The organism is Dyella ginsengisoli LA-4, assembly GCF_000334915.1.
Lineage (GTDB): Bacteria > Pseudomonadota > Gammaproteobacteria > Xanthomonadales > Rhodanobacteraceae > Dyella_A > Dyella_A ginsengisoli_A.
In genome coordinates this window covers 246836-261200 of sequence record NZ_AMSF01000025.1, presented here as the reverse complement: position 1 = coordinate 261200, position 14365 = coordinate 246836, and the positions used below count along the sequence as shown (strand labels likewise).

The window sequence follows — 14365 nt, the reverse complement described above, 5'->3', positions numbered from 1 at the left end:
GCCCCCCCCCGCCCCCGCCGCACCGGGCGCGATTCGCCCGACAGCAGCGCCTCGTCCAGCTCGGCGTGCGTGCTGTCGAGTACGCCGTCGGCCGGCACCGTGGCGCCCTCGGCCACGTGCACGCGATCGCCCGGCAGCAGCGTGGTGGCCGCCACCCACTCGCGCCGGCCGTCGACGCCGAGTCGCTCGGCCAGCAGCGGCGCGGCGTCCACCGTGGCGTCGCCCAGCGCGCCGCTGCGCTGGCGCGCACGCAGTTCGACGTAGCGCGCCACCAGCAGCAGGAACACGAACATGCTCGCCGAGTCGAAATAGATCTCGCCGCCGCCGCGCCAGGTGTTCCACGCGCTGCCGGCGAACACCAAGAGCACCGCCAGCGCCACCGGCAGGTCGATGCCGGGACGGCGCGCGCGCAGCTCGGCCAGCGCGCCGCGGTAGAACGGCAACGCGGCGTAGCCGACGATCGGCAGCGTGGTGAGGAAACCCAGCCAGCGGAACAGCCCGCGCGTGCTGAAGTCGACGAAATCGACCACGCCGATGTAGATCACGAAGGCGTAGGTCATCACCTGCATCGCGCACATGCCGGCCACCAGCAGGCGCTTGAGCATGTCGTGCGCGGCGCCCTGCACCTCGCCATCGGCCCGCGACCGCGGCAGCGGTTCGGCGCGGCAGCCGATGCCGCCCAGCGCGTCGAGCAGCGCCGGCAGCTGCTGGCACGCCGGATCCCACACCACCGACACGCGCTGGCGCGTGGCATCCACGCCCACGCGCTGCACGCCCGGCAGCGCGCGCAGCACCTGTTCGACGCGCAGCACGCGGCGCGGATCGTCCAGCGGCGACACCCGCAGGCTCGCTTCGGCACGGCCGTCGCGGCGCGGCCGCAGCACCTGCGCGGCCAGCTGCGGGTGGGCCCAGACCGCGTTCATCGCGGCGACGCCGCGGTGCCCGCTGGGGCGGGATGCGCGTGGCCGTGCGAAGGCACCCCGAACACCGCGTGCGGCGCATCCACCGGCACGTCGGCGTGACGGGCACCCATCGCGATGATCCACACGCAGCCGGCGATCGAAGCAACGAACACCACCGCTCCCAGCCACAACACCGGCTGGCGATACCAGCGGCCGCGCGGGTCAGCGTCCGGCATCGCCGATGTCCGGATGGGCGAGGTGGTAGACGTAGGACGCCAGCACGCGCATCTGGTCGGCGCTCAGGCGCTTGTCCCAGGCCGGCATCGCGCCCTGGCGGCCATTTCGGATGGTGGTCTCGATGTCGGCGACGCTGCCGCCGTGCAGCCAGATGCGGTCGGTGAGATTGGGCGCGCCCAGCGCCTGGTTGCCCTTGCCCTCCGGCCCGTGGCAGGCCGCGCAGGTGGCGAACAGCGGCCTGGCCGCGGCCGCCGCGGCCGCGTCGTGCGGTGCGCCGGACAGGCTCAGCACGTACTGCGCCAGGTGCTTCACGTTCTGCTCGCCCAGGCTCTGCCCCCAGGGCGGCATCACGCCGGCGCGGCCGTGCTCGATGCTGGCGAGGATGTCCTTGCCGCTGCCGCCGTAGAGCCAGTCGTCATCGGTGAGGTTGGGGGCGCCCAGCGCCTGGTTGCCGTGCGCGGCCGGGCCGTGGCAGGCGGCGCAGTTGTCCATGAACAGGCGGTGGCCCATCTGGATTGCCGCCGGATCGCCGGCGAGCTGCTCGATCGGGTACTGGCGGAAGCGCGCCAGCAGATCGTCCAGCTTGTCGTCGTTGGCCGCCACGTCCTTCGCCAGCTCGCCATGCGCGGTCCAGTGCAGCGTGCCCTTGTGGTTGCCGAAACCGGGGTACAGCACCAGGTAGGCGAACCCCGCCACGAACATCGCCGCGGAGAACACCACCCACCACAGCGGCAGCCGGCGCACGCCCTCGCGCAGCACGCCGTGCGCCCACACGTGCCCGCTGGTGCCATCGGGCTGGGTCGGGATCTTCGCCCGCGGTGCCCACAGGAACAGGAAGAACGTGATGCCCAGGTTGAGCACGATCAGGAACATCACCCACATCGACCAGCCGGCGCTCATCGCTGCTCTCCCGCGTCGTCATCGGCGGTCGGATCGGCCGCATCCTCCATCGGCAGGCCCGCCATGCGGCGGAACACCTCGCGGTGACGCCTGCGCCAGGCCCACACCCAGATGCCCACGAAGGTGAGCATCAGCACCACCGTCACCGCGCCGGCGAGGTGGCCCCACGCTTCGTGGCTCATGGCGCACCTCCCGCGCTGGCCGGCGCCGCGGGCGGCTGCGGCTCGTTCTTGATGCCCAGGCCCTGCAGGTAGGCGATCAGCGCGTCCATCTCGGTCTTGCCGGCCACCGCGGCGGGCGCAGCAGCGATGTCTGCGTCGGTGTACGGATCGCCCAGCTCGCGCAGCACGCGCATGCGCGCCTGGATGTCGGACGGGTCCAGCGTCGCCTTGGCCAGCCAGGGGAAGCCCGGCATGTTGGAGGCAGGGACCAGCGCGCGCGGGTTCATCAGGTGCATGCGCTGCCACTGGTCGGAGTACTTGCCGCCGACCCGCGCCAGGTCCGGCCCGGTGCGCTTGGAACCCCACTGGAACGGCCGGTCGTAGACCGACTCCTCCGCGGTGGAGTAGTGGCCGTAGCGCTGGGTCTCGGCGCGCAGCGCGCGGATCATCTGCGAGTGGCACAGGTAGCAGCCCTCGCGCACGTAGATGTCGCGCCCGGCCAGCCGCAGCGGGTCGTAGGGCTTCACCCCGGGCGGCGCCTTCACCGCGTGCGCCTCCATGAACAGCGGGGTGATCTCGGCCAGTCCGCCGATCGACACCATGATCGCGATGAGGATGCCGAGCAGGCCGGCGTGCTTTTCGATCGCTTCGAAATGTTTGTAGGCCATGGTCGCCTCCTCAGCCCGCGGCCGGCAGCGGCGCCGGCACCTGGTGCGGCACCGGCTCGGGGATCGGCACCGGTATCGGCTTGATCAGCCGCGCCCGCGCGTCGTCCGCGGTGTGCCAGAGGTTCCACGCCATCACCCACATGCCGGACAGGATCAGCACCCCGCCGCCCCAGCGGATCAGGTACATCGGCTTGATCGCGATCAGGCTGGCGATGAACGGATAGGTGAGCGCGCCGTCCGGCTGGGTGGCGCGCCACATCACGCCCTCGGTGACGCCCGCGGTCCACATCGAGCCGACGTACATCAGCGTGCCCATCATGTGCAGCCAGAAGTGCAGCTCCATGCCCCGGCGCGAATGCATCGCCGGCTTGCCCAGCGCGCGCGGGGCCATCGCGTAGAGCGAGCCGATGGTGATCATCGCCACCCAGCCGAGCGAGCCGGAGTGCACGTGGGCGATGGTCCAGTCGGTGTAGTGCGAGAGCGAGTTGACGGTCTTGATCGCCATCATCGAGCCCTCGAAGGTGGCAGCCGCGTAGAACACCAGCGACATCACCATGAATTTCGCCGCCGGGTCGGTGCGCAGCTTCTCCCACGAGCCGTTGAAGGTGAGCAGGCCGTTGGCCGCCGAGCCCCAGCTCGGCATCAAGAGGATCAGCGAGAACGCCATGCCGACCGACTGCACCCAGTCCGGCAGCGCGGTGTACATCAGGTGGTGCGAGCCGGCCCACATGTACACCGAGATCAGCGCCCAGAAGTTCACGATGGAGAAGCGGTAGCTCCACAGCGGCTGCTGCGCCTGGCGCGGCACGAAGTAGTACATCATCCCGAGGAAGCCGGCGGTGAGGAAGAACGCCACCGCGTTGTGGCCGTACCACCACTGCACCATCGCATCGACCACGCCGGAGTAGATCGGGTAGGACTTCCACAGCGACACCGGCACCGCCAGGTTGTTGACGATGTGCAGCAGGCCGACGGCGATGATGAAGGCGCCGTAGTACCAGTTCGCCACGTAGATGTGCTGGATGCGCCGCCGCGCCAGGCTGGCGAAGAACACCGTGCCGAAGCTGACCCACACCACCGCGATCAGGATGTCGATGAACCACTCGGGCTCGGCGTACTCCTTGCTCTGGGTTATCCCCAGCGGCATGGTCACCATCGCCAGCACGCAGATCAGCTGCCAGCCCCAGAAAGTGAAGGTGGCCAGCCGTCCCAGCGCCAGCCGGGCGTGGCCGGTGCGCTGCACCACGTAGTAGCAGGTGCCCATCAGCGCGGAACCGCCGAAGGCAAAAATCACGCCGAAGGTGTGGTCCGGGCGGATCCGGCTGAAGGTCATCCAGGGGATGTCGAAGTTCAGCGCCGGCCACATCAGCTCGGCCGCGGCGTAGACGCCGAAGGACATCCCGATGATGCCCCAGACGGCCGCGGCCAGCAGGAACTGCCGCACCACCTTGTCGTTGTAGTACTCGGTATTCGGCATGGGATGCCCTCGGGAAAGTGGCGAAAGTGTCATGGCAGGTTTCGGCCGGATCGCTGATCTGGATCAGGCCCCTGCGACAAGCCACCGCGCCACGCTCCGGTGGACTGTCCCCCTGACCTGCCATCGTGGCGGTCGATCCGGGCAGGGTGTGGAAGATTCCTGCCCGGCTTGTGCGTTGACGCTCGTGCGCCGGATCAGTGCCGGCAGGCCAGCGCCCTTGGATTCATCACCCTGCGCCACAGCGGCGGCGCCAGCGCCAGCACGAACATCGTGGCGTAGCCGGCCGGCAGCCGCGGGCTGTCGTCGTGGTGCCGCAGCGCCTGGTAGCGGCGGCGCGCCACGGCGTGGTGGTCGGAATGGCGCTGCAGGTTGAACAGCAGCCAGTTGGTGTAACGCTGCGGCGCGTTCCAGGAATGGTGATGGGTGACCCGCTCGTAGCGGCCGGGCGCGACTTCGCGCCGCTCCAGCCCGTAGTGCTCGACGTAGTTGATCACTTCCAGCGTGGCCGCCGCGATCAGTCCCTGCAGCAGGAAGAAGGCCAGCGCGCGCACGCCGCCGGCGGCGAGGAATCCCGCCATGAACAGCAGCCACAGCGCATACCACCGCACCATCTCGTTGCGCGCGCCCCACGGCGAGTGACCGCGTGCGCGCAGCCGCTGCGCCTCCAGCCGCCAGGCGTTGCGCGCGTTGCGCCACAACGCGCGGGGCACGAAGGCATACACCGATTCGTCGAGCCGGGCGCTGGAAGAATCCTCCGGCGTGGCCACGTGCAGATGGTGCCCGCGCACGTGCTCCACCTTGAAGCCCGGATAGCCCACGCTGGTCAGCAGCACCCCGCCGAACAGCGGCTCCCAGCGCGAGGACTTGTGGATCAGCTCGTGCGCCGGGTTGATCGCCAGCACGCCGCCAATCACGCCGGTGGAGACCAGCCAGCCGACCTGGCCGACCGGTCCGAACGGCTGCTGCGCGAACTGCCAGGTGCACCAGCCAAGCAGGCCCAGCCACACCGGCAGCACCAGCGCGGTGAGCGTGCGGAAATAGCGGCTGTGCTCCAGCCGATGCCCTTCGTCGACATCCACCGGGTTATCCGTGTCCAGGCCGCAGGCCGCGTCGATCCAGGGCACCACGCCGAAGATGAAGGCGATCGGAAACCACGCGGCAAGATCCAGCGGCAGGCCCTGGCGCGCCAACAGCAATCCGCCCGCGGGTAGTGCCGCGGTGGAGAAGGCCAGCAGAAACCCGAGATCACGGGTGCGCATGGGACCCAGCCTATGCCCGCGGGCGCGGGCTGTCACCCCGCCCGTTCAGCCGGGCAGGCGCGCCAGCCAGTCGCCGAGCTGCTTCATCACCTGGCTGCGGCCCGGCTCGGACTCGTTGAACAGCTCGTGGTAGAGCGTGTCGAAGTGCCGCGTGGTGAGGTGTGGCGACGACCAGGCGGCCGACGCGAACTCGCGGCTGCCGGCCGGATCGACCAGCCGGTCGGCCCCGGCGGCGAGCAGCAGGGTCGGCACCGGCAGGCGCGCGGCATCGGCGATGCAGGACGGGCCGGCGCGGAAGATGAAGTCCGCCATGCGCGGGGTGATGCGACCGCTGCACAACGGGTCGTCGCGGTAGGCGGCGATCACCGCCGCGTCGTGCGACAGGTGATCCAGCGCCAGTCCGGTGCGCAGCGGCAGATTGGGCAGGGTGCGCGAGAGCACCGCCGCCAGCGATTGCAGCCACGGCGCCTCGTGGCTGCGGAACGCCGGCGAGGACAACACCAGCGCCGCCGGCGTCACCCGCCCGTCGAGCACGGCGCGGGCCGCGACCAGGCCACCCATGCTGTGACCGAGCAGCAGCGGCAGGGCGGGCGCGGTACCCGCGTAGCCGGCATACACCGCGGCCAGGTCGGCGAGCAGGTCGTCCGGATGGGACAACACCCCGCGCGGCCCCGGCGAATGACCGTGGCCGCGCTGGTCGTACGCCATCACGTCGTAGCCGCGCGCGTTGAACCAGGCGGCGACGTGGCGGTAGCGACCACTGTGTTCGCCCAGCCCATGCACCAGCAGCACCGCGCGATGCGCCCCGGGCAAGGCCCAGTGGCGACGCACCAGCACCTGGCCGTCGGGCAGCCGCTGCTCGTCGCGCTTGCCTTCCGGCGCGCGGGCGTGGGGCGGTTGCGGGCACGTGGCCACGTCCATGGATGGCTCCCCCAGCGACATGCACAAAGATCGGATGATGCTACGGGTGACCGCGTTGCGCCAACCTCGCGCCGGTCGTCTTCGCCGACATGCGGCACACTGGAGAACTCGCTTGCCGCGGAGTCGCGTGATGGGTTGTCTGCCCCTGCCCCTGTTGTTCCTCGCCGGTTTCGGCCTCGGCTGGCTGATCGACGGTTCGACCGGTGCCCTGTGGGGCGCCGGCATCGGGCTGGTGCTGGGCCTGCTGGCGATGGGCTGGCTGGTCCGGGCGATCCGCGGCCGGCGCTGATCCGCCCGCAAAACGCCGGTCTCGCCCCCCAACCGGTAGGAGCCCGCTCGCGGGCGATGCCCTTGCTCCTGATCCCCATCGAAAGAAAGAGCATCGCCCGCGAGCGGGCTCCTACGGGCGACGGGCGATGGCTTCAGTGCGCGACGGGCGTGCAGGCCTCGAGCGTGCAGGTGGCCGCCGGCAAGCCCACCGCCAGATAGGCTTTCAGCATGGTCACATGCGTCCGTGCCCGGCTCGAAGCGGCAGGCACTCATCCGTCGCGACCATGGCCCCGCATCGTGACCATGGCCCCGCAAAGCGCCCGCGTTGCTGCCGACCCGGTAGGAGCCCGCTCGCGGGCGATGCCCTTGCTCCTGATCACCATCGAAAGAAAAGGCATCGCCCGCGAGCGGGCTCCTACGGGCGACGGGCGATGGCATCCGTGCGCGACGGGCGTGCACGCCTCTATCGTGCAGGTGGCGGTGGGCAAGCCCACCGCCAGATCGGCCTTCAGCATGCTCACGGCATCCGTGCCCGGCGAAGCGGCAGGCACTGATCCGTCGCGACCATGGTCCCGCAAAGCGCCCGCGTTGCTGCCGACCCGGTAGGAGCCCGCTCGCGGGCGATGCCCTTGCTCCTGATCCCATCGAAAGAAAGAGCATCGCCCGCGAGCGGGCTCCTACGGGCGGCGGGCGATGGCGTCAGTGCGCGACGGGCGTGCAGGCCTCGAGCGTGCAGGTGGCGGCGGGCAAGCCCACCGACAGGTCGGCCTTCAGCATCGACGTGGCGTCCGTACCCAGCTGGAAACGATAGCGGCCGGCATCGCGCACCCAGCCGTGCCTCGCCGCGTCGTAGTGCGCCAGCCGCACCGGGCTGGCCGCGATGCGCACGTCGCGGCTCTCGCCCGGCTTCAGGCTCACCCGCTGCCAACCGGCCAGGCGATGGGTGGTGTCGCCCTGCGGCGGCGCCACGTAGAGCTGCGGCACGGCCACGCCGGCGCGCTTGCCGGTGTTGGTGACGCGCACGCTGACGCTGATCGTGCCGTCGTGGTTCTCCAGCTTCGGCGTGCCATACGCGAACGTGGTGTAGCTCAGGCCATGGCCGAACGCGAACAGCGGCTCGAGGTGACGCTTCTCGAACCAGCGGTAGCCGACGTCGGCACCCTCGATGTCGTAGTCGATGTCCTGCTGCGGCTGGCCCTGCGGCGGGATACCGATCGCCGCCAGTCCGGCACCCGGAATGGTCGGGCGCGGCAGCTGCGACTCGTCCTTCGGCCACGTCACCGGCAGCCGGCCTGACGCATCGACCTCGCCGAACAGCACGCGGGCGATCGCCTCGCCGCCGTTGGCGCCGGGATACCAGGCCTCCAGCACGCCCTGCACCTGATCCAGCCAGGGCATCTTCACCGCACCGTTGGTCTCCAGCACCACGATGGTGTGCGGATTGGCCCTGGCCACCGCGGCGATCAGCGCGTCCTGGTGGCCCGGCAGGTCCATCGTCGGCACGTCGAACGACTCGGCGGTCCACTGCTCGGCGAACACGATGGCGACCTTCGACTGCGCTGCCAGCTTCGCCGCCGCGGCGATGTCCTCGCCGCTGGCATAGGCCACCTTGCCGCCGTTGCGCCGGGCGATCGCCTGCATCGGCGAGGAGCGCTGGTACACCTTCGGGCCCGGCCAGGCGGTGGGCGCCACGCCGGTGACCGGGCTGCCGCCGCGCGGCTTCACTCCGGACGAGCCGCCACCGGTGGTCACGCCCACGTCGGCATGGCTGCCGATCACGGCGACCTGGCCTACCGCGCCGGCCAGCGGCAGCGCGTGGTCCTGGTTGCGCAGCAGCACGATGCCTTCCTCGGCGGCCCGCTGCGACACCTTCGCGTCGGCGGCGTAGTCGATCGGCGCCACCTTCGCCGGGTGCTCGAACGCGCCCACCGCGAAGAAGCTGCGCAGGATGCGGTGGACCATGTCGTCGATGCGCGAGGGCGGCACCTCGCCCCTGGCCACCGCTTCGCGCAGCGGCTTGTCGAAGTACACCTCCTTGTCGAAGCGCTCGCCGGCGGACTCCTGGTCCAGCCCGGCCAGCGCCGACTTCGCCGCGCTGTGCACCGCGCCCCAGTCGGACATCACGAAGCCGGGGTACTTCCAGTCGCGCTTGAGCACCTGGTTGAGCAGCCAGTCGTTCTCGCAGGCGTAGACGCCGTTGACGCGGTTGTACGAGCACATCACCGAACCCGGTTGGCCGTCGGCAATGGCGATCTCGAAGGCGAGCAGGTCCGACTCGCGCGCGGCGGTCTGGTCGATGTTGGCGCTGAGCGTGGTGCGCGCGGTCTCCAGGTCGTTCATCGCGTAGTGCTTGACGGTGGACACCTCGTGCTCGCTCTGGATGCCGGCGATTGCCGCGCCGACGATGCGGCCGGCCAGCAGCGGATCCTCGCCGGCGTATTCGAAGTTGCGGCCGTTGCGCGGGTCGCGCGCCAGGTTCACGCCGCCAGCCAGCAGCACGGCGAAGCCCATGCGATGCGCTTCGCGGCCGATCATCGCGCCGCCGGCGTGGGCCACCTGCGGATCGAAGCTGGCGGCGACCGCGAGGCCCGCGGGCAGGGCGGTGTCGCCATCGCCGAACAGCAGCGGACGGGCCACACCCTGGCCGGCGTCGGTCTCGTGGATCGCCGGCAGGCCCAGCCGCGGCATCGCCGGGATGAACCCGGCGGTGCCCAGCGAGCCGGCCGGCTTGTTGTGCTTGCCCTCGAAGTCCGCGCCGTACTCGCTGCGGATCAGCCGGAACTTCTCGTCCTGGGTCATCGCCTTCACCAGCAGGTCGGCGCGCTGGTCGGGCGACAGCGCGGCATTCATCCACGGCCGGGCCGCCGGTGCGGTGGCGGCGGCCGACACCCCGGACAGACCGACCGCGGCACAGGCGATGCCAACGGCGAGCAGGGTGCGCGGGAGGCGCTGACGTGCGGACATGGGATCCTCCTTGAGGGCGGCGGGATGGGTGGAGGCGGGATGCGCCGCCGAGCATGTTCAAAGCGCATCGCAAGCACAAGGCGGCTGCGTCGCAGTCCGCGCGACCGCCGCTTGCCACGCTGCCCGCCTTGCCCCATATCTGGCGGGTGACGCCTGCCGCTCCCACCACCGGGCCGAGGCCGGACATGGACACCCTGCTCGCCGACTTCCACCCCGCCGTCGCGGCCTGGTTCCGCGGCCGCTTCGACGCGCCCACCGCGGCGCAGGCAGCGGCGTGGCCGGCGATCCGCCGCGGCGAGCACACCCTGGTCGCCGCGCCCACCGGCTCGGGCAAGACGCTGACCGCCTTTCTCGCCGCCATCGACGCGCTGGTGCGCGAGGGCGTGGCGCACGGCGGCGCGCTGCCGGACGAGACGCGGGTGGTCTACGTGTCGCCGCTGAAGGCGCTGTCCAACGACATCCAGATCAACCTGGAGGCGCCGCTGGAAGGCATCCGCGCCGAGCTGGAAGCGGCCGGTCTGCCGGACGTCGCCATCCGCACCGCGGTGCGCACCGGCGACACGCCGCAGGCCGCGCGTGCGCTGATGCGCAAACACCCGCCGCACATTCTGGTCACCACGCCGGAGTCGCTCTACATCCTGCTCGGCTCGGCCTCCGGCCGCGAGGCGCTGAAGCATGTGCGCGAGGTGATCGTCGACGAGATCCACGCGCTGGCCGACAGCAAGCGCGGCGCACATCTGGCGCTGAGCCTGGAGCGGCTGGAAGCGCTGTGCCAGCGCCCGCTGCTGCGCATCGGCCTGTCCGCCACGCAGAAGCCGATCGAGGCGGTGGCGCGTTTCCTGGTCGGCGAGGGCGAACGCGCCACGCTGGCGCCGCTGGCCGACGACGCGGCGCCGGGCACCGCCGGCGCACCCGCCTGCACCATCGTCGACATCGGCCACGACCGCCCGCGCGACCTCGCCATCGAGGTGCCGCCGGTGCCGCTGGAAGCGGTGATGTCCAACGACACCTGGGCGCTGGTCTACGACCGCCTCGCCGCGCTGGCCGAGGCGCATCGCACCACGCTGATCTTCGTCAACACGCGGCGGATGGCCGAGCGTGCCGCGCGGCACCTGTCCGAGCGGCTGGGCAAGGAACTGGTCGCCGCGCACCACGGCAGCCTGTCGCGCGAGCAGCGGCTGGACGCCGAGCAACGGCTCAAGCGCGGCGAGCTGCGCGCGCTGGTCGCCACCGCCTCGCTGGAGTTAGGGATAGACATCGGCGACGTCGACCTGGTCTGCCAGCTCGGCTCGCCGCGTTCGATCGCCGCCTTCCTGCAGCGCGCCGGGCGCAGCGGCCATGCGGTCGGCGGCACGCCGAAGGCGCGGCTGTTCGCCACCTCGCGCGACGACCTGGTGGAATGCGCGGCCCTGCTCGACTGCGTGCGTCGCGGCGAACTGGACACCCTCAGGATGCCGGCACAGCCGCTGGACGTGCTGGCGCAGCAGATCGTCGCCGAGGTCGCCTGCACCGAGTGGGACGAGGACGCGCTGTACGCACTGGTGCGCCGCGCGCATCCGTACCGCGCGCTGGCGCGCAGCGACTTCGACGCCATCGTGCGCATGCTCGCCGACGGCTTCACCACCCGCCGCGGCGCGCGTGCCGCCTACCTGCACCGCGACGCCGTGCACAAGCAGCTGCGCGGCCGGCGCGGCGCGCGGCTGACCGCGGTCACCTCCGGCGGCACCATCCCCGATACCGCCGACTACCAGGTGGTGCTGGAACCGCAGGCGACCATCGTCGGTACGGTCAACGAGGATTTCGCCATCGAAAGCCTCGCCGGCGACGTGTTCCAGCTCGGCAACACCAGCTACCGCATCCAGCGCGTGGAGCCGGGCAAGCTGCGGGTGGAAGACGCCAGGGGCGTGCCGCCGAACATCCCGTTCTGGCTGGGCGAGGCGCCGGGGCGCAGCGACGAACTCTCCTTCGGCGTGTCGCGCCTGCGCGGGGAGATCGGCACACAGCTCGCCGCCGGCGGCGTGGATGCGGCCAAGGCCTGGCTGCGCGACACCCTCGGCCTGAACGAATCCGCCGCGCAGCAACTGGCCGACTACCTCGCCCGCGCCAGGGCCGCGCTGGGCGAGCTGCCGACCCAATCCACCATCGTCATCGAGCGCTTCTTCGACGAATCCGGCGGCACCCAGCCGGTGATCCACACGCCCTACGGCAGCCGGCTCAACCGCGCCTGGGGGCTGGCGCTGCGCAAGCGCTTCTGCCGCCAGTTCAACTTCGAGCTGCAGGCCGCGGCCACCGAGGATGCGATCGTGCTGTCGCTGTCCACCAGCCACAGCTTTCCGCTGATCGAGGTGGCGCACTACCTGCATTCGTCCAGCGCCGAGCACGTGCTGACCCAGGCCTTGCTGGACGCGCCGCTGTTCCCCACGCGCATGCGCTGGGCGGCGGTCACCGCGCTGGCGCTGCCGCGCTTCGCCGGCGGCAAGAAGGTGCCGCCGCAGCTGCAGCGCATGAAGAGCGAAGACCTGCTCGCCACCGTGTTTCCCGACCAGGTCGCCTGCCTGGAGAACATCGTCGGCGAGCGCGAGGTGCCCGATCACCCGCTGGTGAACCAGACCCTGCACGACTGCCTGCGCGAGGCGATGGACACCGACGGCCTGCTCGCCCTGCTGCGCGGCATGGAAGAAGGCCGCATCACCGTGATCGCGCGCGACCTTGCCGCACCCAGCCCGCTGGCCAGCGAGGTGCTGACCGCCGCGCCCTACGCCTTCCTCGACGACGCGCCGCTGGAGGAACGCCGCACCCAGGCCGTGCAGGCGCGCCGCTGGGGCGACGTGGAAGACGCCGACGACCTCGGCCGGCTCGATCCCGACGCCATCGCCGCCGTGCGCGAGGAAGCCTGGCCACAGGTGCGCGACGCCGACGAGATGCACGACGCGCTGACCGTGCTCGGCGGCATCACCGAGGCCGAAGTGGTGGCCAACGTCGGCTGGGACACGCACCTGCGCGCACTGGCCAGGGCGCATCGCGCCACCCGGCTCAGCCTCGCCCCGGCCACTGCCGTGTGGGTCGCCGCCGAACGCCTGCCACTGTGGCAGGCGGTTCATCCGCACGCCACGCGGCAACCGGCCATCAACGCGCCCGCCGAATACGCCGCGCAGGCCTGGACGCCCGAAGATGCCCTGCGCGAACTACTGCGCGGTCGTCTCGGCGGGCTGGGTCCGACCCCGGTGGCACCGCTGGCCGCCGCGCTGGGCGTGGCCATCGGCGATATCGAACTGGCGCTGATCCGCCTGCAGTCCGAGGGCTACGTGATGCAGGGGCACTTCAGCCCCGACACACCGGCCATCGAATGGTGCGAACGCCACCTGCTGGCACGCATCCACCGCTACACGCTGGGCCGGCTGCGCCGCGAGATCGCCCCGGTAAGCCGGCGCGACTTCCTGCGCTTCCTGCTCGACTGGCAGCACGTCACCCCGGCCACACGCATGAGCGGCCCGGACGCATTGCCCGCCGTGCTGGCGCAACTGGAAGGCTACGAGGCCGCCGCCGGCGCCTGGGAAACCGAACTGCTCCCCGCCCGCCTCGACGACTACGGCAGCCGCTGGCTGGACGAGCAATGCCGCGCCGGCCGCATCGGCTGGAGCCGGCTGCGCCCCGGCGGCAGCGGCGGCGGACCGGTACGCGCCACGCCCATCGTGCTGCTGCCGCGACGGCAGATGGGCATGTGGGCCGCGGTAGCCGAGCGCGACGATGCCGAAGCACCTGCGCTGTCCTCGCGCGCGCAGGCGGTGACCGACGCGCTGCGCGACGAGGGCGCGCTGTTCTTCGACGAGCTGATGGCCAGCACCCGCCTGCTGCGCACCGAGCTGGAAGACGCGCTGGGCGAGCTGGTCGCCGCCGGCCGCGTCACCGCCGACAGTTTCGCCGGCCTGCGCGCCCTGCTGCTGCCCGCGGCCAAGCGAGACCACCCGCGCCACCGCCGCGTGCGCCACCACAGCCTGAGCACCCTGGAAGACGCCGGCCGCTGGGCGCTGGTGCGCGCCCGCGCACCACGCGAGGAAAGCGACGAAGCGCACCGCCGCGAGCAGGTCGAGCACGTCGCCCGCACCCTGCTGCAACGCTACGGCGTGGTGTTCTGGAGACTGCTGGAACGCGAAGCCGCCTGGCTGCCGAGCTGGCGCGAACTGCGCCAGGTCTACCAGCGGCTGGAAGCGCGCGGCGAAATCCGCGGCGGCCGCTTCGTCGACGGCCTGGTCGGCGAACAGTTCGCCCTGCCCGACGCCATCCCGGCGTTGCGATCCATCGCACGGCGCGAAGCGAGCGGCGAACTCGTGGTCGTCAGCGGCTGCGATCCGCTCAATCTCACCGGCAGTGTGCTCGCCGGGGAGCGGATTCCTGCTGTCATCGGCACTCGGATTCTGTTCGAGGATGGCCTGCCGGTCGCCGCGTGGGTGAGTGGGAAGCTGCTTTGGTTAGTGGAAGGAGATAGGGAGCAGCAGCAGCGGTGGCGCGAGGCGCTGAGTGTGAGGGGTTCGGCCAGTCGGGGGGCACCGGAGACGCAAGCCGATCATGGAGCGCAGGCGCGACTCGGTAAGTGAATCTGACCCCG

General features: G+C 71.3%; 10 protein-coding genes and 1 pseudogene. 2 read left to right on the top strand and 9 right to left on the bottom strand.

Translation table 11 applies throughout. From position 1 onward, the window contains the following. The 8 genes and pseudogenes from C693_RS0108215 to C693_RS0108180 all read right to left on the bottom strand — a co-directional run. Nucleotides 1-923 (bottom strand): annotated as a pseudogene (locus tag C693_RS0108215) (heavy metal translocating P-type ATPase); the annotation flags it as partial. Next, nucleotides 920-1138, bottom strand: coding sequence for a hypothetical protein (locus tag C693_RS0108210; RefSeq protein WP_017461783.1), 219 nt, complete (start codon nucleotides 1136-1138; stop codon nucleotides 920-922). The gene C693_RS0108210 and the pseudogene C693_RS0108215, both read right to left, overlap by 4 nt. Then, the gene (ccoP, locus tag C693_RS0108205) at nucleotides 1125-2039 is read right to left on the bottom strand and encodes a cytochrome-c oxidase, cbb3-type subunit III (RefSeq protein WP_017461782.1); all 915 of its coding nucleotides are present in this window, start codon (nucleotides 2037-2039) and stop codon (nucleotides 1125-1127) included. The genes C693_RS0108210 and ccoP overlap by 14 nt, the downstream gene beginning before the upstream one ends. Further along, nucleotides 2036-2221 carry a CcoQ/FixQ family Cbb3-type cytochrome c oxidase assembly chaperone gene (locus tag C693_RS0108200; RefSeq protein ID WP_017461781.1) on the bottom strand — a complete coding sequence of 62 codons (186 nt, stop codon included), beginning with the start codon at nucleotides 2219-2221 and terminating at the stop codon, nucleotides 2036-2038. Before C693_RS0108200 ends, ccoP begins: the two co-directional genes overlap by 4 nt. After that, nucleotides 2218-2868, bottom strand: coding sequence for a cytochrome-c oxidase, cbb3-type subunit II (ccoO, locus tag C693_RS0108195; protein WP_017461780.1), 651 nt, complete (start codon nucleotides 2866-2868; stop codon nucleotides 2218-2220). The genes C693_RS0108200 and ccoO overlap by 4 nt, the downstream gene beginning before the upstream one ends. 10 nt (nucleotides 2869-2878) lie before the next feature. Further along, nucleotides 2879-4345, bottom strand: a complete 1467-nt coding sequence (gene ccoN, locus C693_RS0108190) for a cytochrome-c oxidase, cbb3-type subunit I (protein ID WP_017461779.1) — start codon at nucleotides 4343-4345, stop codon at nucleotides 2879-2881. A 194-nt stretch (nucleotides 4346-4539) separates the two neighbouring features. Beyond that, nucleotides 4540-5604: an alkane 1-monooxygenase gene (locus C693_RS0108185; protein ID WP_017461778.1), complete on the bottom strand. Its 1065-nt coding sequence runs from the start codon at nucleotides 5602-5604 to the stop codon at nucleotides 4540-4542. Nucleotides 5605-5649: 45 nt separating this feature from the next. Further along, nucleotides 5650-6525: an alpha/beta hydrolase gene (locus tag C693_RS0108180; RefSeq protein WP_017461777.1), complete on the bottom strand. Its 876-nt coding sequence runs from the start codon at nucleotides 6523-6525 to the stop codon at nucleotides 5650-5652. Nucleotides 6526-6655: 130 nt separating this feature from the next. On the opposite strand from C693_RS0108180, the gene C693_RS23990 reads away from it, so the two are divergent. Next, nucleotides 6656-6814 carry a hypothetical protein gene (locus C693_RS23990; RefSeq protein WP_017461776.1) on the top strand — a complete coding sequence of 53 codons (159 nt, stop codon included), beginning with the start codon at nucleotides 6656-6658 and terminating at the stop codon, nucleotides 6812-6814. 680 nt (nucleotides 6815-7494) lie between these two features. Here the strand turns inward: C693_RS23990 and C693_RS0108165 are convergent. Then, nucleotides 7495-9759 carry a beta-glucosidase gene (locus tag C693_RS0108165; RefSeq protein WP_017461775.1) on the bottom strand — a complete coding sequence of 755 codons (2265 nt, stop codon included), beginning with the start codon at nucleotides 9757-9759 and terminating at the stop codon, nucleotides 7495-7497. A 185-nt stretch (nucleotides 9760-9944) separates the two neighbouring features. On the opposite strand from C693_RS0108165, the gene C693_RS0108160 reads away from it, so the two are divergent. Continuing rightward, nucleotides 9945-14354: a DEAD/DEAH box helicase gene (locus tag C693_RS0108160; RefSeq protein ID WP_052329372.1), complete on the top strand. Its 4410-nt coding sequence runs from the start codon at nucleotides 9945-9947 to the stop codon at nucleotides 14352-14354. Nucleotides 14355-14365: the final 11 nt, after the last annotated feature.